Source organism: Plantactinospora sp. KBS50 (genome assembly GCF_002285795.1).
In the GTDB taxonomy this organism is placed as follows: domain Bacteria; phylum Actinomycetota; class Actinomycetes; order Mycobacteriales; family Micromonosporaceae; genus KBS50.
Map to the genome: position 1 here is coordinate 4,574,906 of NZ_CP022961.1, position 20,951 is coordinate 4,595,856.

Below are 20,951 nucleotides of genomic sequence, written 5' to 3' on the forward strand. Positions count from 1 at the left end.
GGTCGTCAGCCCGCGGCGAGCACCTCGGAGACGGCCGGGATCACTCCGTCGGCGGTGCGCGTCGGCCGGTACCGGGACTCCAGCCAGCGCCGACCCCGGTGCAGCCAGACGCTCGGCAGCCCCATCGCGGCGGCGGCGCCGATGTCGGCCTCCGGACCGTCGCCCACCACCCAGGCACCGCGCAGGTGCATCCGGGCGCGTTGGGCGGCGACCGCGAAGATCCGCGGATTCGGCTTGCTCACCCCCACCTCCTCGGAGATGACCCAGTCGGCGACGTACCGGTCCAGCCCGCTGCCGCGGATCTTGGCCTCCTCCCGCTGGACGGTTCCGTTGGTCACCACCACCGGAACCCAGCCGGCCTTGGCCATGATCTGAAGCGCGCACGCGACCAGCGGGTCCACGCGGGCGCGCTCGATCACCCCGTCGTGCAGCGCCTCGACGAGGTCGATGGACGGGATACGGAGCCCGTACCGGGCCCGCAACGCGTCCGCAATGTCCCACCGGTCGGTGAGCCCGTCGGCGTCCATCGAGAGCAGCCAGTCGATGTCGCCGTCCGGTGCACCGATTTGCCCCAGGAAGTCCTCTCCCCACATGCGGAAGGCGCCGGTGCGGTCGAGCAGTGTGTTGTCCAGGTCGAGGAGCAGCAACGGCACGCGCGAACATTACGTGACCTCGACGGCCGCGCGACAGACCAGCCGCGTTAACAGCCGAACTACGCGAACGGTCCCGCGCCGCCGGCCGGCACCGCCGAATCGCCCGGACAGGGTCAGACCCGCAGTAACGTCCGCGTACCGCCCTGGTGTGGCAGCCGATCGGCGAGCATGCCGTGCGCGCCGCGCACGTCGCGGAGCAGTTCGGGTGTCAGCGTCGCCACCACCACGTCCGGGCCGGAGTCGGCGGCCCGACGCACCGGCCGGCCCTCCGGGTCGTAGATCGCCGCGCCACCGTTGAAGCGCCACGGCGCCGCCCCGCCCACCGCGTTCGCGAAGACCACGTACATGGTGTTGTCCAACGCCCGGGCCGCGTAGTAGAGGTCCCGGCGGTGCTGCGAGCCCTCGACGTAGCCGCTCGGGCAGAGGTAGCCGTGCGCACCCCCGGCCGCCGCCGCCCGGCCGTGCTCCGGGAAGCACCCGTCGTAGCAGACGCCCAGGCCCAGCAGCCAACCGTCGAGGCTCAGCGTCGCACCCCGCTCTCCCGGCACGAACAACTCGTTCTCGTCCGGTCCCCAGAGGTGCTGCTTGTCGTACCCGATCCGGACCGTGCCGGACGGATCCAGCACCAGCGCCGAGCAGGTCCGCCGGCCGTCCGGGTGGCGGACGGCGGCGCCGACCACGACCACGGCGCGGTGCTCGACCGCGGCATGGCGCAGCGCGGCGAGCCGCGGGTCGTCGACCCGGCCGCCCGGCCCGGCCGCGACGTCGGTGCCGGCCGGGTCGGCACGCAGGGTCGGCGGATGGTACGCCGGCAGGAACAGCTCGGGTAGCACCACGAGGCGGGCGCCGCTCGCCGCCGCCGTCGCCACCGCGCGGGCCGCCGTACCGGCGTTCCCGGCAAGGTCGCCGGGCACCGCCTCGGCCTGCACCGCCGCCACGGTCAGTGGGGCCGGCGGAACCGGCGGGTCGGCCGGCGGGTCGGCCGGCGGGTCGGCCGGCACGCCCCGTTGGCCGTCCGGTCCGGCGGGCACGCCTGATCCTGCGGGTACGTCCATGCGGGCATCGTATTCAACGGGTCCGACAACCCGCCGCGGCGCCACGACCAAAGCAAGCCGTACGTACGGCTTGCTGGGTTCTCGATCACCTGGCACGCTTGACTGGTGCCCAGGGTAAGTCAGCACCAGCTCGACGCGCGCCGCCAGGAGATTCTCGCCGCCGCGCGGGGCTGTTTCGCGCGCCACGGGTACGAGGGCGCCACCGTCCGCCGGCTGGAGGAGGCGACCGGCCTCTCCCGCGGGGCGATCTTCCACCACTTCCGGGACAAGGACTCGCTGTTCCTGGCGGTGGCCGAGGACGACGCGATCGAGATGGCCGACACGGTCGCCCGCAACGGTCTGGTCCAGGTGATGCGCGACCTGCTCGGCCGGGCCGGCAGCCCGGACACCGCGGGCTGGCTGGGCAGCCAGCTTGAGGTCTCCCGCCGGCTGCGCACCGACCCGGAGTTCGCCAAGCGCTGGGCCGAACGCTCGGCCGCGATCGCCCAGGCGACCCGGGACCGGCTGATCCGGCAGCGGGACGCCGGTGTGCTGCGCGACGACGTACCGATCGAGGTGCTCACCCAGTTCCTGGAGCTGGCCTACGACGGCCTGGTGCTGCACCTGGCGATGGGCCGCCCGGCCGGCGAGCTGAGTGGGGTGCTCGACCTGGTCGAGGACGCCGTCCGCCGCCGCTGACGGCGTACCCGGGGGTGCGCACGGCAACCGCGTACGGCAGGATCCCGGCATGGATCTCGGACTCGCCGGCCGGACGTACATCCTCACCGGGGCCTCCCGCGGCCTCGGCTTCGCCACCGCCGAGAGCCTGGTGGCCGACGGCGCCCAGGTGGTCATCTCCTCCCGCGACCCGGCCGCCGTGGCCGACGCGGTGACCCGGCTCGGTCCGGAGCGCGCGCACGGCGTACCCGCCGACCTGGCCGATCCGCACGCCGCGGCCCGGCTGGTGGCGGCGGCCCGGGACCGCTTCGACCGGCTGGACGGCGCGCTGGTCTCGGTCGGCGGTCCGCCGCTGGGCACCGCCGCCGGGGCGACCGACGAGCAGTGGCGGGCCGCGTTCGAATCGGTGTTCCTCGGCGCCGTGCGGATGGCCCGAACGGTCGCCACGGAACTGACCGACGGCGGGGCGATCGGCCTGGTCCTGTCCACGTCGGCCCGCTCGCCCCTGCCCGGACTGGGCATCTCCAACGGGCTGCGTCCCGGGCTGGCCGGGGTGGCCAAGGACATGGCCGACGAGTTCGGGCCGCGCGGGGTACGGGTCGTCTCCCTGCTGCCCGGCCGGATTCTCACCGACCGCAACCGGGAACTCTTCGCCGCCAGCGGAAACCCCGAGCGGGCCCGCGCCGACGCCGAGGGGGCGATCCCGCTGCGCCGGGTGGCCGAGCCGGCGGAGTTCGGCCGGGTTGCCGCGTTCGTTCTGTCCCCGGCCGCGAGCTACCTGACCGGGCTGGCCCTTCCGGTGGACGGCGGCCTCCTGCGCACCTTCTGACCGGTACGGCGCCGCCGCGCGGCCGGCTGAGCTGTCCCGGCCTGCCGGCCGGCGTGGCATGGCCGGGCGCCCTACGCTTCGGGGGCATGGGATCCATCCGTCCGGTCGCCGCCGTGTTGTGTGCCATGACCTGCCTGCTGTTCGTCACGGCGATCGTCGCCGTCACGGTCGTCCTGCTGCGCCGCCGCAGGTAGGGGCGCCGTACGTGACGGACGCCGCTGGGCGGCCGGGGTCCGGATGGGCGACAGTTGATGTCATGTCCGACGCCACGGCCCCGACCCGACCCACCCGCGCCCAGGTTGCCGCGGCCGCGGGCCGGACGATCCCGGACATCATCGCGCCCGGACTGCGCATCCTGTTCTGCGGCATCAACCCGGGCCTGTACTCGGGGGCGACGGGCCGGCACTTCGCCCGGCCGGGCAACCGGTTCTGGCCCGCCCTGCACCTCGGCGGGCTCACCGACCGGGAGCTACGGCCCTGGGAGCCGGACGAGTTGCTGGCCCGCGGTCTCGGCGTGACGAACCTGGTCGCCCGGGCCACCGCCCGCGCCGACGAACTGCGACCGGAGGAGTTGATCGCCGGCGCCGCCGACCTCACCGCCAAGGCCGACCGGTACGCCCCGGACTGGGTGGCCGTGGTCGGCGTGACCGCGTACCGGATCGGGTTCCGGCGACGGGCCGCGATCATCGGCGCGCAGCCGGAGCGGATCGGCCCCGCCCGGCTGTGGGTGCTGCCCAACCCGAGCGGCCTGAACGCGCACTTCCCGCTCGGCCGGCTCGGCGAGCAGTTCGCCGCCCTGCGGCGCGCCGCCGAACAGCGGACGGCCGAACAGCGCGCCGCCGAGCAGCCGGCCGCCGAGTGCGACTGAACATCCCGGAGCCGCCAAGATCATCTCATCTTCGGCGAAGTCGGGGGATCCGGGCGACCCGGATCCCCCGACTTCGCCGAAGATGGGCCACCCGCCGGCCCGGACGGACAGGTCGACCCCGGACGGACAGGTCGACCACGGACAGGTCGACCTCGGACGGGGGGCGGGCCGGCGGCGGTCAGTTGGCCGCGGCGGGCGGCAACGCCTCGTCGGCGACGACGTACTCGTGCATCGGGATGCTGGCCACGATGGCCTGGTCGTCGCCGGTGAGCGGCGCCGGGGAGTCCGCGACCGCGAACTGGGTCCGGTACAGCTCGGCGTAGAGCCCGCCCACGGCGACCAGTTCCTCGTGCCGGCCGCGTTCGACGATGCGCCCGTCGTCCAGCACCAGGATCTGGTCGGCGTCGCGCACCGTGGAGAGCCGGTGCGCGATCACCAGCGCGGTACGGCCGCTCAGCGCCACCGACAGCGCCCGCTGCACCGCCGCCTCGGACTCGGAGTCCAGGTGTGCGGTGGCCTCGTCCAGCACCACGATCGACGGCGCCTTGAGCAGCAGGCGGGCGATGGCGATGCGCTGCTTCTCCCCGCCGGAGAACCGGTAGCCCCGCTCGCCCACCACCGTCTCCAGGCCGCCGGGCAGCGAGCGCACCAGCTCGGCGATCTGTGCTCCGCGCAGCGCGGCCCACAGTTCGTCGTCGGTGGCCTCCGGCTTGGCGTACCGCAGGTTCTCCGCGATGGTCTCGTGGAACAGGTGGGAATCCTGGGTGACCACGCCGATCTCGTCGCGCAGCGAGTCGAGGGTGGCGTCCCGGACGTCGACCCCGCCCACCCGGACGGCGCCGTCGCTCACGTCGTAGACCCGGGACAGCAGCATCGACGTGGTGGACTTGCCGGCGCCGGAGGGCCCCACCAGGGCCACCATCTGTCCCGGCTCCACGGTGAACGAGACGCCCTTGAGCACCGGCTCGTTGGCCTGGCGGTCCAGCGCGGCCACGTCCTCCAGCGACGCCAGCGACACCTCTGCGGCGCTGGGGTAGCGGAACCACACGTCCCGGAACTCCACCCGGCCCTCGCGGCGGGGCACCGCAACGGCCCCGGGCCTCTCGGCGATCGACGGCTTCAGGTCGAGCACCTCGAAGACCCGGTCGAACGAGACCAGCGCGCTCATCACGTCCACCCGGACGTTGGACAGCGCGGTCAGCGGACCGTACAGCCGGGTGAGCAGCAGCGCGAGGGTGACCACGGTGCCGGCGCTGACGGCTCCGGTCACGGCCAGCCAGCCGCCGAGCCCGTACGTGAGGGCCTGGGCCAGCGAGGCGACCAGCAGCATCGCCACGAAGAAGGTCCGCGAGTACATCGCGGACTGGATGCCGATGTCCCGGACCCGCTCGGCCCGGCGGGCGAACCGGGCGGCCTCGGCGTCCGGCCGGCCGAAGAGCTTCACCAGCAGCGCGCCGGAGACGCCGAACCGCTCGGTCATGGTGGCGTTCATCGTGGCGTCGAGGTTGTACGACTCGCGGGTGATCTCGGCCAGCCGCCGGCCCACCCGACGGGCCGGGATGATGAAGATCGGCAGCAGGACCAGCGACAGCGCGGTGATCTGCCAGGACAGGGTGAACATCACGCCGGCCGTCAGCACCAGCTGGATGACGTTGCTGACCACCCCGGACAGGGTGCTGGTGAACGCCCGTTGGGCGCCGAGCACGTCGTTGTTCAGCCGGCTCACCAGGGCACCGGTCTGGGTGCGGGTGAAGAACTGCAGCGGCATCCGCTGGACGTGGTCGTAGACCTTGGTGCGCAGGTCGAGGATGATCCCCTCGCCGATCCGGGCGGAATACCACCGCTGGGCCAGCGAGAACAGGGCGTCGGCCACGGCCAGGGCACCGATCACCAGGGCCAGCCGGACGACCGTGGCGCCGGCCTCGGAACCGCCCTTGGTGATCGCGTTGACCACCCAGCCGGCGAGCACCGGCGTCGCCACGCCGATCACGGCCGAAACGATCACCGTGATCAGGAAGACGACGATGTCCCGCCGGTAGGGCCGGGCGAACTCGACGATGCGGCGACCCGTCTCCCGGCTGACCCGGTGCCCGGCGACATCGTCCTTGCTGCGCATCGAGCGCAGCATGGACCAACCGCCGCCGCCCATGCCCCCGCCTGCCATCGGATGGGTCACCCGTCACCTCCGCGTTGCCTACCGCTGCACCGGGCCAGTCTTCCCGATGCCTACGACAACTCCATAGGTAACCCGTTTCTTCCCGAACGGTCCTTACCGTCCGCCGTCACTCCCCGACACCCGCCAGGTCGCGCAGGCGGCGTACCTGTGCCTCCCGCTCGGCCCGCTGCTGGTCGGCGGGCGACCGGCGGGCGGCGCCGGCCAGCAGCGCCTTGATCTCGACCACCGCGTCGCGCTGGCCGGCCAGCAGCGCGGCGGTCAGGTCGGCGGTCGCCGACGCCAGGTCGGCCTCCGGGACGACCAGGGTCGCCAACCCGAGCCGGTACGCCTCGGCGGCGTCGATCCGGCGCCCGGTGGCGCAGATCTCCAGCGCCCGGGCGTAGCCCACGAGATCGACCAGCCGCCCGGTGCCGGCGAGATCGGGCACCAGGCCGAGGGTCACCTCGGCCATCGACAGGGTGGCATTCTCGGCCAGCACCCGCAGGTCGCAGGCCAGGGCCAGCTGGAAGCCCGCGCCGATGGCGTGCCCGTGCACGGCGGCGATCGAGATCAGGTCAGGCCGGTGCAGCCACGTGAAACCGGCCTGGAACCCGGCGATCCGATCCGCCGCCGCCGCGGGCGGCATGGTGGTCAACTCCGCGAACGACTCGTCGCCCTCGCCCCGGGCAACCGCGAGGTCGAGCCCGGCGGAAAAGGCCCGACCCTCCCCACGGACGACCACGACCCGCACATCCGCCGGCAGGTCACGGGCGAAGTCCCGCATGGCGACCCACATGGCGGGGGTCTGCGCGTTGAGGACGTCGGGCCGGGACAACGTCACCGTCGCCACCGGCCCGTCGCGGTCCAGCCGTACGCCAGCGGTCACCGGGGTCTCCGGTGGCTGACCGCGCGTACGGGCCAGGCGTCGGGGCGGATCACGCCTTCTTGCGTCGGCGTGCTCCACCGCGCTGCCGTAGTTGAACGCCAGATTCGGTGAGCACCCGATGAATGAACCCGTAGGACCGGCCGGTCGAGGCCGCGAGGGCGCGGATGCTCTCACCGGAGGTGTACCGCTTGACCAGGTCCTTCGCGAGCGTCTGCCGCTCGGTCCCGACGATCCGGCGACCCTTCTCAGTGCTGGTGGCTGTGCCGGTGGCTGCCATGTTGATTCCTCACGTCCCAGACTGTGCGGTTCGATACGGTCCCACCTATTAGACCGCCTCGGACGATCATGCGCCAGATATCAACTCTTCGCCAACCGACACGCACGACAGTGTCGCATTCCCGATAGGTTGACCTGCGAACATGGCACGCCGTGAGCAGGCGCTTCCGGTTACACGGGGTGAAATCTAGGCGAGTTCGACCAGCTCCAGCAGGTCGTCACTCCAGGCATCCTCGTCACCGTCCGGAAGCAGAATCGCACTGTCCGGCTTGAGCGCCTGCACCGCCCCCGGGTCGTGGGTCACCAGCACGATCGCTCCGGGATAGCGCGCGATGGCGTCCAGCACCTGCTCCCGGCTGACCGGGTCGAGGTTGTTGGTCGGCTCGTCCAGCAGCAGCAGGTTGGCCCCGGAGCAGACCAGGGTGGCCAGCGCCAGCCGGGTCTTCTCGCCCCCGGAGAGCACCCCGGCCGGCTTGTCCACGTCCTCACCGGAGAAGAGGAACGCGCCGAGGATCCTGCGCAGGTCGCCGTCGGCCTGGTCGCGCGCGGCGCTGCGCATGTGCTCCAGCACGGTCCGGTCCACGTCGAGGGTCTCGTGCTCCTGGGCGTAGTACCCGAGCCGCAGCCCGTGCCCCGGGTGCACCTGCCCGGTGTCCGGCTCCAGCAACCCGCCGAGAATGCGCAGCAGGGTCGTCTTGCCCGCACCGTTCAGGCCGAGGATGGCGACCCGCGACCCGCGGTCCACCGCCACGTTCACATCGGTGAAGATCTCCAGCGAGCCGTACGACTTGGACAGGCCGGTCGCGGTGAGCGGGGTCTTTCCGCACGCCGCGGGCGTCGGGAAGCGCACCTTGGCCACCTTGTCGGCGACCCGTACCTCCTCCAGCCCGGTCAGCAACCGCTCGGCCCGGCGGGCCATGTTCTGCGCGGCCACCGTCTTGGTGGCCTTGGCCCGCATCTTGTCGGCCTGCGCCATCAGGGCGCCGGCCTTCTTCTCCGCGTTGGCCCGCTCCCGGCGCCGGCGCCGCTCGTCGGTCTCGCGCTGCTCCAGGTACGCCTTCCAGCCGAGGTTGTAGCCGTCCACCACCGAGCGGGTGGCGTCGAGGAACCAGACCTTGTTGACCACCGCCTCCAGCAGCGAGGCGTCGTGGCTGATCACCACCAGCCCGCCCTTGTGGTTGGCCAGGAAGCCGCGCAGCCAGGTGATCGAGTCGGCGTCCAGGTGGTTGGTCGGCTCGTCCAGCAGCAGGATGCCGCCGCCGTTCTCCCCGGCGTCGCGGAACAGGATGCGGGCCAGCTCGATGCGCCGGCGCTGGCCACCGGAGAGCGTGCCGATCGGCTGCGCGAGAGCCCGCTCGGGCAGCCCCAGATTGGCGCAGATCCGCGCCGCCTCGGCCTCCGCGGCGTACCCGCCGAGGGCGGCGAACTGGTCCTCCAGCGCGCCGTACCGGCGGACCAGCCGCTCGTCGGGCGTTTCGGCGAGCCGGGCCTCCAGCTCGGTCATCTGGGCCAGCAGCACGTCCAGGCCGCGGGCCGAGAGCACCCGGTCGCGGCCGGTAACCCCCAGATCGCCGGTACGCGGATCCTGCGGCAGGTAGCCGATGGCGCTGCGCCGGTCGATCGTGCCCGCGTACGGCTGGCCCTCCCCGGCCAGCACCTTCAGGGTGGTCGTCTTGCCGGCGCCGTTGCGGCCGACCAGGCCGATCCGGTCGCCGGGCTGGACCCGCAGCGTCGCCTCGGACAGCAGGATGCGGGAGCCGGCGCGCAGTTCCAGGCCGGTGGCAGTGATCATGTCGACGGACTCGCTCTCGGGTGGAAGGGCTGACTTGCGGGCACGCGGCGGCGCCGACGAGGAATGGTCCGCTCGCCGGCGCGGGGCTGGTCAGCCTTCGCAGAGCAACACGCCATCGATTGTACCGGGCGGCCCGCACCGACCCGGAGCGGATTACCGGACAAGATCATCGGGTACCCTGCCGGACGTCCGGACATCGTCCGGAACTGATCTGTTGACACGTGCTGACCTACCCGACGATCGAGGTTTCCATGGAGCTGAACGAGAACGCCGAGGTCGACACCAGCCAGGTCGAAGACATGCGCGGATCGACCGGGGGTGGCGGCGGTGGCGGCGGCAGGATGGGCATCCCCATTCCGATCCCCGGCGGTGGCGGCGGCGGGCGAGGAGGTCTGATCGGGATCGTCATCGCCGTCCTGGTGGCGCTGCTCGGCGGCGGTTTCGGGGTCAGCCAACTCGGCGGGGGCGGCGGCGACCAGCCCGCGGACAACAGCACGCTGAACCAGCGCTGCGACGCCGCCGACAAGACCGAACAGCGGGACTGCCGCAACACGCTCTACGTCAACTCGATCCAGGACTACTGGCAGACGGCCATGCCGGAGGCGTTCGGCAAGAAGTACCAGCCGGTCACCACCCGGTTCTTCAGCGGCAACGTGAACACCGGCTGCGGCCAGGCCGACTCCGGGGTCGGGCCGTTCTACTGTCCGGCGGACCAGCACGTCTACATCGACCTGACGTTCTACGACACCCTGGCGCAGGAGTTCGGGGTGACGGGCGAGTTCCCCCAGCCGTACGTGCTGGCGCACGAGTACGGCCACCACGTGCAGGATCTGCTCGGCACCAACGCCAAGGCGGAGCAGGGCGGCCAGCAGGGCCCGAACTCCGGCTCCGTCCGGCTGGAACTGCAGGCGGACTGCTACGCGGGCGCCTGGGCACACCACGCCACCGAGACGAAGACCAGGAGCGGCAAGGCGATCTTCAAGTCGATCGACCAGCAGGACATCCAGGACGCGGTGGACACCGCGGGCGCGATCGGCGACGACGCCATCCAGCGGAAGTCCGGCCAGGGCAACGACCCGAGTTCGTACACCCACGGCACCTCCGCACAGCGGCAGAAGTGGTTCGAGCAGGGCTACGACAGCGGCGACCCGAAGACCTGCGACACGTTCAGCGGCAGCATCTGACCTCCGCCCGAGGTCATCACCTCGCGCATGGCTGGCCCCGCGCATGGCTGGCCCCGCGCATGATCGACTCGTCTTCGGTGAAGTCGGGGGATCCGGACCGCCGGGATACCCCAACTTCGCCGAAGACGAGTCGATCATGGGCCGGACGGCCTGAACCGGCAGTCCCCGGACCGGCAGTCCCCGGACCGGCGGCTCCTAGACCGGTGGCTCCTAGACCGGTGGCTCCGGATCCCGGACCAGGATCCGGACCGCCCTCGCGGCGGCGACCGCCTCCACCAGGGCGGCGCGGCGCGGCTCGCCGACGGTGAGGAAGCGGTCGGCACGCAGCGACGCCAGCGGCGCCAACCGGCGATCGGCCAGCACCGTGTCGACGGCCCGTCGATCCCCGCCGCCGACCAGCGCGGCCAGCCGGTCGGCCTCGGGCAGCAGCAGCCGGGCCGCCAACTCGACGGCATCGCCGGCCGCGGCCCGCGCCTGGTTGTCCCGGCGCCGGGCGAAGCGCTGCTGCGACCAGCCGCCCGCCGCGGTGCGGCCCTGGACGTACCGGCTGTCCACCTTGGAGGTGACCAGCCGGTCCCCCTCCGCCACGCCGATCGCCACGCTGCCCTTGCGGGCCAGCAGCAGGCCCAGCCGCCGGGGCGCGGTCGCCGCCGCGACGAATCCGGCGAGATCGGCCACCCCGGCGGGATCGGCGCCGGCAGCCGCCCGGCCGACGCCGGCACGATCGGTCCCGGCAGACACGTCGGCGGCCCCGGCACGATCGGTCCCGGCAGACACGTCGGCGGCCCCGGCGGGATCGGTCCCGGCAGACACGTCGGCGGCCCGGGCGTGGTCGGTCTCCGCGGATGCCCCGGGCGGCAGCTCAAGCCGGGCGGTGGCGCCGTCCGGGGCGGTGAGCAGCAGGCCGGCCGGATCCGCGGCGACCGTGACCGTGGCCGGTCCGCCGTGCCGGTCGGCGAAGTTCGCCACCCACCGGGTGAGCCGGCCGGGGTCCACGTCCACCCAGCGGCCACCGCCGGCGGCCGGGCGGCTCACCGAGCGGTTCCGATCCAGGGTGCCACGGGATCGACCGTACGGCAGTCCCGGGGTGCGCCGGTCAACGGACCCCGAACCGGCCGACCCGACAAACCCACGGGCCGGCAGGCCGGGCGGGCGAGGACCGCCGGGAGTCAGACCAGTACCGAGATCGCCAGTCCGGCGATGAGCGCGCTGGACAGCAGCGCCGTCACCAGCCGGCCGACCGGGCCGGCGAGCACCCGGCCGACCAGCGAGCCACCGGCGGCGATCAGCAGTTGCCAGCTCGCCGAGGCGAGGAAGGCGCCGGCGACGAACAGCGCCGCCGCGGCGGCCGAGGAACCCCCGAGCGGCTGCCGACCGATGACGAGGGCGGCGAAGTAGACGATCGTCATCGGGTTGAGCAGGGTCAGGCCGAGCAGAGTCGGGTACGCCCGGGCCGGGCTGGCCAGCATCTCGCCGCGTCCGGACCGGGCCGGGTCACGATGCCGGGCCAGCGCCCGCCAGGCGCCGTGACCGGCCAGCACCAGCAGCACCCCGGCGGCGACCCAGCGCAGTGGACCGGCCACCGGGCTGAGCACGCGGGTCAGCGCCACCCCGCCGAGGACGGCGGTGGCCGCGTACAGGCCGTCGGCGGTGGCGACGCCGAGCGCCGCCGCGGCACCGACCGCCAGGGAGAACCGGGCGCTCAGGCCGAGGATGAGGACCGCGATGGCACCGACCGGGACGGCCACGCCGTACCCGGCGACCAGTCCGGCCAGGAAGGCCGCGGTCACGACGGCGGCGGATCGACCAGGTCGGACACCGCCGCGGCGCACTGTCGCCCGGCCGCAGGGGCCGGCGGGACAGTGCGGACGCGGACGGGGTACGGCGTGGTCACCGGCCCATTCTCGACGGTTCGGCGAGCCGGGTCGACCGAATTGGTCCGTGCCAGCGGTCAGACGTTGAAGCCGAGCGAGCGGAGCTGCTCCCGACCCTCGTCGGTGATCTTGTCGGGACCCCACGGCGGAATCCACACCCAGTTGATCCGGAAGTCGTCCACCAGGCCGCCGTCCGGCCCCTTGGTGAGCGCCTCCCGCGTCTGGTCCTCGATCACGTCGGTCAGCGGGCAGGCCGCCGAGGTCAGCGTCATGTCCAGGGTCGCCACGTTGCCCTCGTCGACGTGGATCCCGTACACCAGACCCAGGTCGACCACGTTGATCCCGAGCTCGGGGTCGACGACGTCCTTCATCGCCTCTTCGATGTCGGCGATCCTGGTGTCGTTGCTGGTGTCGTTGCTCGTCTCGCTCATGCCGTCACCTCCGGGCTCACGCCCACCCCGGCGCGCGCCGCGGCGTCCTTGAACGCCATCCACGGCAGCAACGCACACTTGACCCGGGCCGGGTAGCGCGCCACGCCCGCGAACGCCACCCCGTCGCCCAGCACATCCTCGTCCGGCGCGACCTGGCCCCGCCCGGACATCAGTTCCACGAAGGCCGCGTGCACCCCGAAGGCCCGCGCGGTGTCCCGGCCGGTCAGCAGCTCGTGCAGCACGCTGGCCGACGCCTGGCTGATCGAACAGCCCACCCCGTCGTACGAGATGTCGGCCAGCCGGTCGGCATCCACCGCCACCCGGACCGTAACCTCGTCGCCGCAGGTGGGGTTGACGTGGTGGGCTTCGCCCATCCGCAGGCCGGGGCCGGTGGCCTCGCGTAGGCCCCGGCCGTGCGGGTGCTTGTAGTGGTCCAGGATGATCTCCTGGTACAGCTCGTCGATCCGCATCAGCCGAACACCTTTCGCGCCTGTTCCAGCCCGCGCACCAGGGCGTCGATCTCCGCCGTGGTGGTGTACAGGTAGAACGAGGCCCGGGTCATCGCCGGTACGCCGAAGCGGGTGCACGTCGGCCGGGCGCAGTGATGCCCCACCCGTACCTGCACGCCCTGCGCGTCGAGCACCTGACCCACGTCGTGCGGATGCACGTCGCCCAGCGCGAAGGAGATCGTGCCTCCCCGCCCGACCGGCACCTCGGGCCCGAAGATCCGCAGGTCGGGCACCGTGCGGAGGGCGTCCAACGCGTACGTCGTCAGCTCCTTCTCGTGCCACTGCACCGCGCGCATGCCGATCCCGGACAGGTAGTCCACGGCCGCGCCCAGCCCGACCGCCTCGGCGATCGGCGGCGTGCCCGCCTCGAACCGGGCCGGCGGGGCCGCGAAGGTGGAGCCGGCCATCGTCACCGTCTCGATCATCGACCCGCCGCCGAGCACCGGCGGCATGGCCGCGAGCAGTTCGGACCGCCCCCACAGCACCCCGATGCCGGTCGGGCCGCACATCTTGTGACCGGTGAAGACGATGAAGTCCGCGTCGTGGTCGACCACGTCCATCGGCAGGTGCGGGACCGACTGCGAGCAGTCCAGCAGCAGCAACGCGCCCACCTCGCGGACCCGGCGGGTGATCCGCGAGGTGGCGTTGACGGTGCCGAGGATGTTGGACATGTGCACCAGGGCGACGATCCTGGTCCGCTCGGTGACCAACTCGTCGAGGTTCGACTCGTCGAGCCGGCCGCCCTCGGTCACCCCGAACCAGCGCAGCGTGGCGCCGGTCCGCTCGCACAGCAACTGCCAGGGCACGATGTTCGAGTGGTGCTCCATCTCGGAGACCACCACCTCGTCGCCGGGGCCGAGCCGGAACCGCGGATCGGCGGCACCGGCCGAACCGGCCGGCCCCGTCGAGGCGTTCGAGAACGCGTACGCCACCAGGTTGATCGCCTCGGTGGAGTTCTTGGTGAACACCACCTCGTCGGCGCTGGGTGCGTTGATGAACGCCGCCACCTTCGCGCGGGCCGCCTCGTACGCCTCGGTCGCCTCGGTGCCCAGCGTGTGCACCGAGCGCGACACGTTGGCGTTGTGCCGCTCGTAGTGCTCACGCAGCGCGTCGATGACCTGCCGGGGCTTGTGCGAGGTGTTCGCGCTGTCCAGGTAGACCAGCGGGTGCCCGTTGATCTCCCGCTCCAGGATCGGGAAATCGGCGCGGATCCGCTCGACGTCGAAGCGCGGCACGTCGTCGTACTGCGGCATGCCGGGCGGGATCGCGATGGTGCTGCTCATCTGGACACGCGTCCTCTCCGCCTGATCAGGCCCGCGCCGCGCCGGCGCCGGTGACGTACCGCTCGTAGCCCTCGTCCTCCAGCTTGTCGGCCAGTTCCGGGCCGCCCTGCTCGACGATCCGACCGGCGACGAAGACGTGCACGAAGTCCGGCTTGATGTAGCGGAGGATCCGGGTGTAGTGCGTGATCAGCAGCAGCCCGGTCTCGCCGGTCTCCCGGATCCGGTTCACGCCCTGGCTCACCACCCGCAGCGCGTCCACGTCCAGACCCGAGTCGGTCTCGTCGAGGATCGCCATCTTCGGCTTGAGCAGTTCGAGCTGCACGATCTCGTGCCGCTTCTTCTCGCCGCCGGAGAAGCCCTCGTTCACGTTGCGCTGGGCGAACGCCGGGTCCATCTGCAACCGCTCCATGGCGCCGCGCAGCTCGCCGGCCCAGGTGCGCAGCTTGGGCGCGGTGCCGTCGATCGCGGTCTTGGCGGTACGCAGGAAGTTGGCGACCGACACCCCGGGCACCTCGACCGGGTACTGCATGGCCAGGAAGAGACCGGCCCGCGCCCGCTCGTCGACGGACATGGCCAGCACGTCCTCGCCGTCCAGCGTCACCGAGCCGCCGGTGATCTCGTACTTCGGGTGGCCGGCGATCGAGTAGGCCAGGGTGGACTTGCCGGAGCCGTTCGGACCCATGAGGGCGTGGGTCTCCCCCGACCGCACGGTCAGGTCGACGCCGGCCAGGATCGGCTTCAGCTCGTCGTCGGGCAGCTTGACCGACACCTGTAGGTCGCGGATCTCCAGGGTGCTCATTATCGGGTCACTCCATTGCTTGGCGTCAGGCTGACGTACACGTCGCCGTCACGGACGTCGACGGGATACACGGGAACGGGTTCGGTGGCCGGCAGTCCGGTCGGCTCGCCGGTCCGCAGGTCGAAGCGGGAGCCGTGCAGCCAGCACTCCAGGGTGCAGCCGTCGACCTCGCCCTCGGAGAGCGGGATGGCGGCGTGCGAGCACTCGTCGTACACGGCGTAGAAGTTGTCGTCGTCGGCGTGCACGACGGCGATCTCGGTGCCGTCCACGTCGGCCCGGATCGCCGTGCCCTTCGGCACGTCGTCCGCGGCGCAGATCCGGATCGGCTCGGACATCAGGCGCTCGCCCGGTCCGCGTCGCCGTCGCCGAGGGCCGCGAACTCGCTCCGCCCGCTCGCCAGCCGGGCCTCGACCGCGTCGCCCAGCCGCTCGCGCAGCCCCTCGACCGGAATCTTGTTGATCAGCTCGGCGAAGAAGCCGCGCACCACCAGGCGCCGCGCCTCGGCCTCCGGGATGCCCCGGGACATCAGGTAGAACAGCTGCTCGTCGTCGAACCGGCCGGTCGCGGAGGCGTGTCCGGCCCCGGCCACCTCGCCGGTCTCGATCTCCAGGTTGGGTACGGAGTCGGCGCGGGCGCCGTCGGTGAGCACCAGGTTCCGGTTGATCTCGTACGTGTCGGTGCCGGTGGCCTCGGCGCGGATGAGCACGTCGCCCACCCAGACCGTGTGCGCGTTCGTGCCCTGCAACGCCCCGCGGTAGCCGACGTAGCTGCGGCAGTCCGGCACCGTGTGGTCGACGAGCTGGCGGTGTTCGAGGTGCTGCCCGCGCCGGGCGTCGCCGGCCGGGTCCGCCGGCAGCTCGGTGGCGAAGTACAGCCCGTACAGCTCGGCCTCGCCGCCGCGGCCGGTGTACTCGACGCTTGTGTACTGCCGGACCAGGTCGCCGCCGAGCGAGACCTGCACATGAATGATCTTGGCGTCCCGGCCGAGCCGCACCTTGAGGTGCTGCGCCTGGACCGCGTCGGGCTCCCAGTCGGCCACCGTGACGAGCACCAGCTTCGCCCCGTCGGCGACCGCCACCTCGACGTTGTCGGCCAGGGTGACCGAGCCGATGTGCTCCAGCACCAGGGTCGCCTCGGCGAACCGGCCCACCTCGATGAAGGTGTGCCCGTACGCGACGCCGTCGGCGCCCCCGCCGACGACCCGGACCGTCGCCGGCTCGGTGACCACCGTGCCGCCGCTCACCGAGACCAGCAGCGACTGTTCGGCGTTGCCGTGCGCCAGCGCGCTGATCCGGTCGAACGGCACCAGCACGCTGCCCACCCGGGCGTCGTCGTGCGGGACGGTGGAGACCGTCACCCCGGGTGGTAGCTGCCCGTACTCGTGCTTGACCGCGCCCGACGCCGCGGGCGTGCCGGTGGCCAGCCCGCGCAGTCGCTTCAGCGGGGTGAACCGCCAGTCCTCCTCCAGGCCGGTCAGGGCCGGAAAGTCCGCCACGTCGTACGAGCGGAGCGCCTGCGACTTCGTCTTGGGCGGCGCGAATGCCTGCGTGCTCATCTCATCCTGTCTCTGCGGGAAACCCATCCACCATCTGCCTGCCACCGCCGGGAGACCGGCCATCTGCCACCGCCGGTAGACCGGCGATCTGGCACCGCCGGGACACCGGCCATCTGGCACCGCCGGAACACCGACCAGCTGCCACCGCCGGAACACCGGCTGCCTGCCACCGCCGGGACGCCGGCCGCGGCGGGGCGTCGCCGCCGCGTCAGCCGACGGCGCCCTCCATCTGCAACTCGATCAGGCGGTTGAGCTCCAGCGCGTACTCCATGGGCAGTTCCTTGGCGATCGGCTCGATGAAGCCGCGCACGATCATGGCCATCGCCTCGTCCTCGCTCAGGCCCCGGCTCATCAGGTAGAAGAGCTGGTCCTCGCTGACCTTGGAGACGGTGGCCTCGTGTCCCATCGCCACGTCATCCTCGCGGATGTCGACGTACGGGTAGGTGTCCGACCGGGAGATCGCGTCGACCAGCAGCGCGTCGCACTTCACGGTGCTGCGGCTGTTGCTGGAACCCTCCAGCACCTGCACCAGGCCGCGGTAGGAGGTACGGCCGCCGCCCCGGGCGATCGACTTGGAGACGATCGTGCTGGAGGTGTGCGGCGCGGCGTGCACCATCTTGGCGCCGGCGTCCTGGTGCTGCCCCTCGCCGGCCATCGCCACCGAGAGCACCTCGCCCTTGGCGTGCTCGCCGGTCAGGTAGACCGCGGGGTACTTCATGGTCACCTTGGAGCCGATGTTGCCGTCGATCCACTCCATCGTGCCGCCCTCGTGGCAGACGGCGCGCTTGGTGACCAGGTTGTACACGTTGTTCGACCAGTTCTGGATGGTCGTGTACCGGCACCGGGCGTTCTTCTTCACGACGATCTCCACGACCGCGCTGTGCAGCGAGTCGGAGGAGTAGATCGGCGCCGTGCAGCCCTCGACGTAGTGCACGTACGCACCCTCGTCGACGATGATCAGGGTCCGCTCGAACTGGCCCATGTTCTCGGTGTTGATCCGGAAGTACGCCTGCAGCGGGATCTCCACGTGCACGCCCTTCGGCACGTAGATGAACGAGCCGCCGGACCACACCGACGTGTTCAGCGCGGCGAACTTGTTGTCGCCGACCGGGATGACGGTGCCGAAGTACTCCTTGAACAGGTCCTCGTGCTCCTTGAGCGCGGTGTCGGTGTCCAGGAAGACGACACCCTGCTCCTCCAGGTCGTCGCGGATCTTGTGGTAGACCACCTCGGACTCGTACTGCGCCGCCACGCCGGCGATCAGCCGCTGCTTCTCCGCCTCCGGGATGCCCAGCTTGTCGTACGTCCGCTTGATGTCCTCGGGCAGGTCGTCCCAGCTGGCCGCCTGCTTCTCGGTGGACCGGACGAAGTACTTGATGTTGTCGAAGTCGATGCCCGTGAGGTCGGCGCCCCAGGCCGGCATCGGCTTGCGGCCGAACAGCCGCAACCCCTTGAGCCGCAGGTCGAGCATCCAGTCCGGCTCGTTCTTCTTCGCGGAGATGTCCCGCACCACCGCCTCGTTGAGGCCACGCTGGGCGGAGGCGCCGGCGATGTCGGAGTCGGACCAGCCGTACTCGTACCGGCCCAGGGCGGCGAGGTGCTCCTCCTGGGTGACGGGCTGGACGATCTGCTCGGTCATCTATCTGTCCTCACAGTGGTGACGGTGTATCCGGTATGCGTCGTGCCGGTCGGCGCCGACGTCGGTCTGCCGCGCTGGGCCTGGGCCGGGATGTGCGTGGTGCACACCCCGTCACCGTGCGCGATGGTCGCGAGCCGCTGCACGTGCGTGCCGACCAGGCGGGAGATGACCGCCGTCTCGGCCTCGCAGAGCTGCGGAAACTCGGCGGCGACGTGCGCCACCGGGCAGTGGTGCTGGCAGAGCTGGCCACCGCTGGCGATGGTGGACGCGTTGGCAGCGTAACCCTCCGCGGTGAGCACCCCGGCCAGGGCCTCGGCCCTGGCCAGCGGATCGTCCCCGGCGTCCGCCATGGCCGCCCGGCACCGCGCCTCCAGCGCCGCGACCTGCTCGTTGGCGAAGTCGCCGACCGCGTCCGCGCCGCAGTGCCGGACGATCCAGCGCAGCGCCGCGGTGGCCATGCCGTCGTAGGTGTGCGTGCCGCAGCGGACCCGACCGGAGTCGGTCAGCAGGAACACCTTGGCCGGCCGGCCCCGCCGCCGGCCGCCGGGGGCGGCCTGCTCGCGGGCGGTGACGTCGCCGTCGGCCTGCATGGCGTCCAGGTGCCGGCGGATGGCCGCCGGGCTCAGCCCGAGCTCGTCGCCGAGCTGGGCGGCGGTGGCGGCGCCGTGGACCAGCAGCAGCCGGGTGACCCGGTCGCGGGTGCGGCCGTCGGCTCCCGCCGGCTCCCGCCGGGTCGCCGGGTCGGCACCGGCCGGTCCGGGCGCGGCCGGCGGCACCGAACGGGTCGCGGCGGGCGGCATCGAACGGGTGGCGGCGGGCGCGGCCGAGCCGGCGGCCGGACCGGCCGCCGCGCGCTCGGAGGGCATCGCCGCGTTTTTCACAACGCCAACGTTACGTAATTGGCCCGAGGCTCGCAAACCCGCCCCCGGTGATCCGAACCACCGGGCGCCGGCCGGGGTGGGCGACTTCAGTACGATGGGCGCCGTGAGCCGATTCGGCCCCTTGAGCAGCCCTTTGGTACTAACCCGGTTGGCCGCCGCGGCGGTGGTCGCCAACGTCGTGCTGGTCGTCACCGGCGGCGCCGTCCGGTTGACCGACTCCGGCCTCGGCTGCCCGACCTGGCCCCGCTGCACCGCCGACTCGTACCGGACCACGCCCGAGATGGGCGTGCACGGCATGATCGAGTACGGCAACCGCCTGCTGTTCTTCGTGATCGCCGGGATCGCGGTGGCCGGCCTGCTCGCCGCGCTCGCGCAGCGGCCCCGGCGGCGCGGTCTGGTGCCGCTGGCCGTGGCCGCCGGGCTGGGCATCCCGGCCCAGGCCGTGATCGGCGGCATCACCGTGCTGACCAACCTCAACCCGTGGGTGGTCGGGCTGCACTTCCTGGCCTCGATGGCGGTGCTCGCCGGCGCGTACGCGTTCTGGCGCCGGGCCGCCGGGTCGCCCCGGGCCGGCGCCAGGCCCACCGGGCCGGAGGCCGGGGCCGCCGGCTCCGGCCGGCCGGAGGTGCCCGGACCTCTGCGCACCCTGGCCGGCCTGCTGACCGCGGTCAGCGCCCTCGTGCTGGTGCTCGGCACGTTCGTCACGGGCAGCGGCCCGCACTCGGGCGACCATGGCGCCGCCCGCAACGGGTTGGATCCGGCCGCCATCGCCCAGCTGCACGCCGACGCCGTGTTCCTGCTGATCGGGCTCTCCGTGGCTGCGTGGTTCGCGCTGCGCGCCGTGGGCGCCCCTCGGGCGGCCCGGGCCGCGGCCGTGCTGGTGGCGGTGGAACTCGGGCAGGGCGTGATCGGGTTCGTCCAGTACTTCACCCACCTGCCGATCGTGCTGGTCGGCGCGCACATGCTGGGCTCGGCCCTGGTCTGGCTGGCCACCCTCGCGCTGCTCTGGTCCACCCGGGTACGCCGGCCCGCGACCGTCGCCGCCGGCCCGCCGGTCGACGACCCCGACCCCGGCTCCGACCCCGACCCCGGCTCCGGCTCCGGCTCCGGCTCCGGGGCGGGTGTACCTGCCGACGAGCTTCCCGCCGGCGGCCCGCCGGATGACGATCTTCCCACCGGGCCGGACGTGCTGGCCGGAGCGCGGTAGCCGGACGGCCGTCAACAAGAGAGCGGCCCGGGGATCCCCCCGGGCCGCTTGATCATTCTTCGACAGTTATCAGCGCGCCATCGTGCGGCGCGCCATCGAACGCCAGAGGTCGTTGCTCGGGCGCATCTGGTCCATCAGCTCGCGTTCCCATTCGTTCTCCACGGTGATGCCCGCGGTGCCACATGCCTCTCGGGCAACGTCCGTGCCATCGGCGAATTGGTCGGCCCACTCCCCGTCGGAGCCCACCAGGACGATCCGTGCCCCCCGCTTGCCGACGTACTCGATGACCGCCCGCGCACCCCCGTGCTCGGCGGCGAACGCCTTGAGGCCGGCCACGAGCCCCGTGGGAGCCGGGCTGGCCTTCTCGGTCGTCAGCGTCGTATCGGAACCATCTGCCATGTCCGAAGCGTAAACAGAC

At 72.4% G+C, this 20,951-nt stretch carries 22 protein-coding genes; 5 read left to right on the plus strand and 17 right to left on the minus strand.

Features of this window, described 5'->3' with window-relative positions; translation table 11 throughout:
- Positions 1-5: 5 nt before the first annotated feature.
- Positions 6-653, minus strand: coding sequence for an HAD family hydrolase (locus CIK06_RS19580; protein WP_095566049.1), 648 nt, complete (start codon positions 651-653; stop codon positions 6-8).
- A 113-nt stretch (positions 654-766) separates the two neighbouring features.
- Positions 767-1,708 carry a carbon-nitrogen hydrolase family protein gene (locus CIK06_RS19585; protein ID WP_095566050.1) on the minus strand — a complete coding sequence of 314 codons (942 nt, stop codon included), beginning with the start codon at positions 1,706-1,708 and terminating at the stop codon, positions 767-769.
- A 105-nt stretch (positions 1,709-1,813) separates the two neighbouring features.
- Here CIK06_RS19585 and CIK06_RS19590 point away from each other — a divergent pair, with 105 nt between their 5' ends.
- From CIK06_RS19590 to mug, 3 genes are all read left to right on the plus strand, one after another.
- Positions 1,814-2,386, plus strand: coding sequence for a TetR/AcrR family transcriptional regulator (locus CIK06_RS19590; RefSeq protein ID WP_095566051.1), 573 nt, complete (start codon positions 1,814-1,816; stop codon positions 2,384-2,386).
- Positions 2,387-2,435: 49 nt separating this feature from the next.
- Positions 2,436-3,194: an SDR family oxidoreductase gene (locus CIK06_RS19595; RefSeq protein ID WP_095566052.1), complete on the plus strand. Its 759-nt coding sequence runs from the start codon at positions 2,436-2,438 to the stop codon at positions 3,192-3,194.
- Positions 3,195-3,450: 256 nt separating this feature from the next.
- The gene (mug, locus tag CIK06_RS19600) at positions 3,451-4,062 is read left to right on the plus strand and encodes a G/U mismatch-specific DNA glycosylase (protein ID WP_232533739.1); all 612 of its coding nucleotides are present in this window, start codon (positions 3,451-3,453) and stop codon (positions 4,060-4,062) included.
- A gap of 178 nt (positions 4,063-4,240) precedes the next feature.
- On the opposite strand, the gene CIK06_RS19605 is transcribed toward mug, so the two are convergent.
- The 4 genes from CIK06_RS19605 to CIK06_RS19620 all read right to left on the minus strand — a co-directional run bounded on the left by CIK06_RS19605 (position 4,241) and on the right by CIK06_RS19620 (position 9,171).
- Positions 4,241-6,226: an ABC transporter ATP-binding protein gene (locus CIK06_RS19605; RefSeq protein WP_095567965.1), complete on the minus strand. Its 1,986-nt coding sequence runs from the start codon at positions 6,224-6,226 to the stop codon at positions 4,241-4,243.
- 118 nt (positions 6,227-6,344) lie between these two features.
- Positions 6,345-7,139, minus strand: a complete 795-nt coding sequence (locus tag CIK06_RS19610) for an enoyl-CoA hydratase/isomerase family protein (protein ID WP_369916229.1) — start codon at positions 7,137-7,139, stop codon at positions 6,345-6,347.
- 13 nt (positions 7,140-7,152) lie between these two features.
- Complete coding sequence (locus CIK06_RS19615) at positions 7,153-7,380, minus strand: helix-turn-helix domain-containing protein (protein WP_095566055.1); 228 nt, start codon at positions 7,378-7,380, stop codon at positions 7,153-7,155.
- 186 nt (positions 7,381-7,566) lie between these two features.
- Complete coding sequence (locus CIK06_RS19620; protein ID WP_095566056.1) at positions 7,567-9,171, minus strand: ABC-F family ATP-binding cassette domain-containing protein; 1,605 nt, start codon at positions 9,169-9,171, stop codon at positions 7,567-7,569.
- A gap of 251 nt (positions 9,172-9,422) precedes the next feature.
- On the opposite strand from CIK06_RS19620, the gene CIK06_RS19625 reads away from it, so the two are divergent.
- Entirely contained in the window at positions 9,423-10,355 is a 933-nt protein-coding gene (locus CIK06_RS19625; RefSeq protein WP_095567966.1) for a neutral zinc metallopeptidase, read from the plus strand.
- Between the two features lie 210 nt (positions 10,356-10,565).
- On the opposite strand, the gene CIK06_RS19630 is transcribed toward CIK06_RS19625, so the two are convergent.
- The 10 genes from CIK06_RS19630 to CIK06_RS19675 form a co-directional block, all read right to left on the minus strand.
- Positions 10,566-11,390, minus strand: a complete 825-nt coding sequence (locus CIK06_RS19630) for an acVLRF1 family peptidyl-tRNA hydrolase (protein ID WP_095566057.1) — start codon at positions 11,388-11,390, stop codon at positions 10,566-10,568.
- A gap of 134 nt (positions 11,391-11,524) precedes the next feature.
- Positions 11,525-12,145, minus strand: coding sequence for a LysE family transporter (locus CIK06_RS19635; RefSeq protein WP_095566058.1), 621 nt, complete (start codon positions 12,143-12,145; stop codon positions 11,525-11,527).
- A 161-nt stretch (positions 12,146-12,306) separates the two neighbouring features.
- The gene (locus CIK06_RS19640) at positions 12,307-12,660 is read right to left on the minus strand and encodes a metal-sulfur cluster assembly factor (protein ID WP_369915993.1); all 354 of its coding nucleotides are present in this window, start codon (positions 12,658-12,660) and stop codon (positions 12,307-12,309) included.
- On the minus strand, positions 12,657-13,130 hold the full coding sequence (sufU, locus tag CIK06_RS19645) for a Fe-S cluster assembly sulfur transfer protein SufU (protein ID WP_095566059.1): 474 nt from the start codon (positions 13,128-13,130) through the stop codon (positions 12,657-12,659). Before sufU ends, CIK06_RS19640 begins: the two co-directional genes overlap by 4 nt.
- Positions 13,130-14,452: a cysteine desulfurase gene (locus CIK06_RS19650; RefSeq protein WP_095566060.1), complete on the minus strand. Its 1,323-nt coding sequence runs from the start codon at positions 14,450-14,452 to the stop codon at positions 13,130-13,132. The genes sufU and CIK06_RS19650 overlap by 1 nt, the downstream gene beginning before the upstream one ends.
- 25 nt (positions 14,453-14,477) lie before the next feature.
- Positions 14,478-15,251 carry a Fe-S cluster assembly ATPase SufC gene (gene sufC, locus CIK06_RS19655; RefSeq protein WP_095566061.1) on the minus strand — a complete coding sequence of 258 codons (774 nt, stop codon included), beginning with the start codon at positions 15,249-15,251 and terminating at the stop codon, positions 14,478-14,480.
- The gene (locus tag CIK06_RS19660) at positions 15,251-15,586 is read right to left on the minus strand and encodes a non-heme iron oxygenase ferredoxin subunit (protein WP_095566062.1); all 336 of its coding nucleotides are present in this window, start codon (positions 15,584-15,586) and stop codon (positions 15,251-15,253) included. The genes sufC and CIK06_RS19660 overlap by 1 nt, the downstream gene beginning before the upstream one ends.
- Positions 15,586-16,806, minus strand: coding sequence for a Fe-S cluster assembly protein SufD (gene sufD / locus CIK06_RS19665; RefSeq protein ID WP_095566063.1), 1,221 nt, complete (start codon positions 16,804-16,806; stop codon positions 15,586-15,588). Before sufD ends, CIK06_RS19660 begins: the two co-directional genes overlap by 1 nt.
- A 208-nt stretch (positions 16,807-17,014) precedes the next feature.
- On the minus strand, positions 17,015-18,445 hold the full coding sequence (gene sufB / locus CIK06_RS19670; protein WP_095566064.1) for a Fe-S cluster assembly protein SufB: 1,431 nt from the start codon (positions 18,443-18,445) through the stop codon (positions 17,015-17,017).
- Positions 18,442-19,245 carry a helix-turn-helix transcriptional regulator gene (locus CIK06_RS19675; protein ID WP_369916231.1) on the minus strand — a complete coding sequence of 268 codons (804 nt, stop codon included), beginning with the start codon at positions 19,243-19,245 and terminating at the stop codon, positions 18,442-18,444. Before CIK06_RS19675 ends, sufB begins: the two co-directional genes overlap by 4 nt.
- Before the next feature lie 175 nt (positions 19,246-19,420).
- Here CIK06_RS19675 and CIK06_RS19680 point away from each other — a divergent pair, with 175 nt between their 5' ends.
- Positions 19,421-20,533, plus strand: coding sequence for a COX15/CtaA family protein (locus tag CIK06_RS19680; RefSeq protein WP_157756869.1), 1,113 nt, complete (start codon positions 19,421-19,423; stop codon positions 20,531-20,533).
- A gap of 69 nt (positions 20,534-20,602) precedes the next feature.
- On the opposite strand, the gene CIK06_RS19685 is transcribed toward CIK06_RS19680, so the two are convergent.
- On the minus strand, positions 20,603-20,932 hold the full coding sequence (locus CIK06_RS19685; RefSeq protein WP_095566065.1) for a hypothetical protein: 330 nt from the start codon (positions 20,930-20,932) through the stop codon (positions 20,603-20,605).
- Positions 20,933-20,951 lie beyond the last annotated feature (19 nt).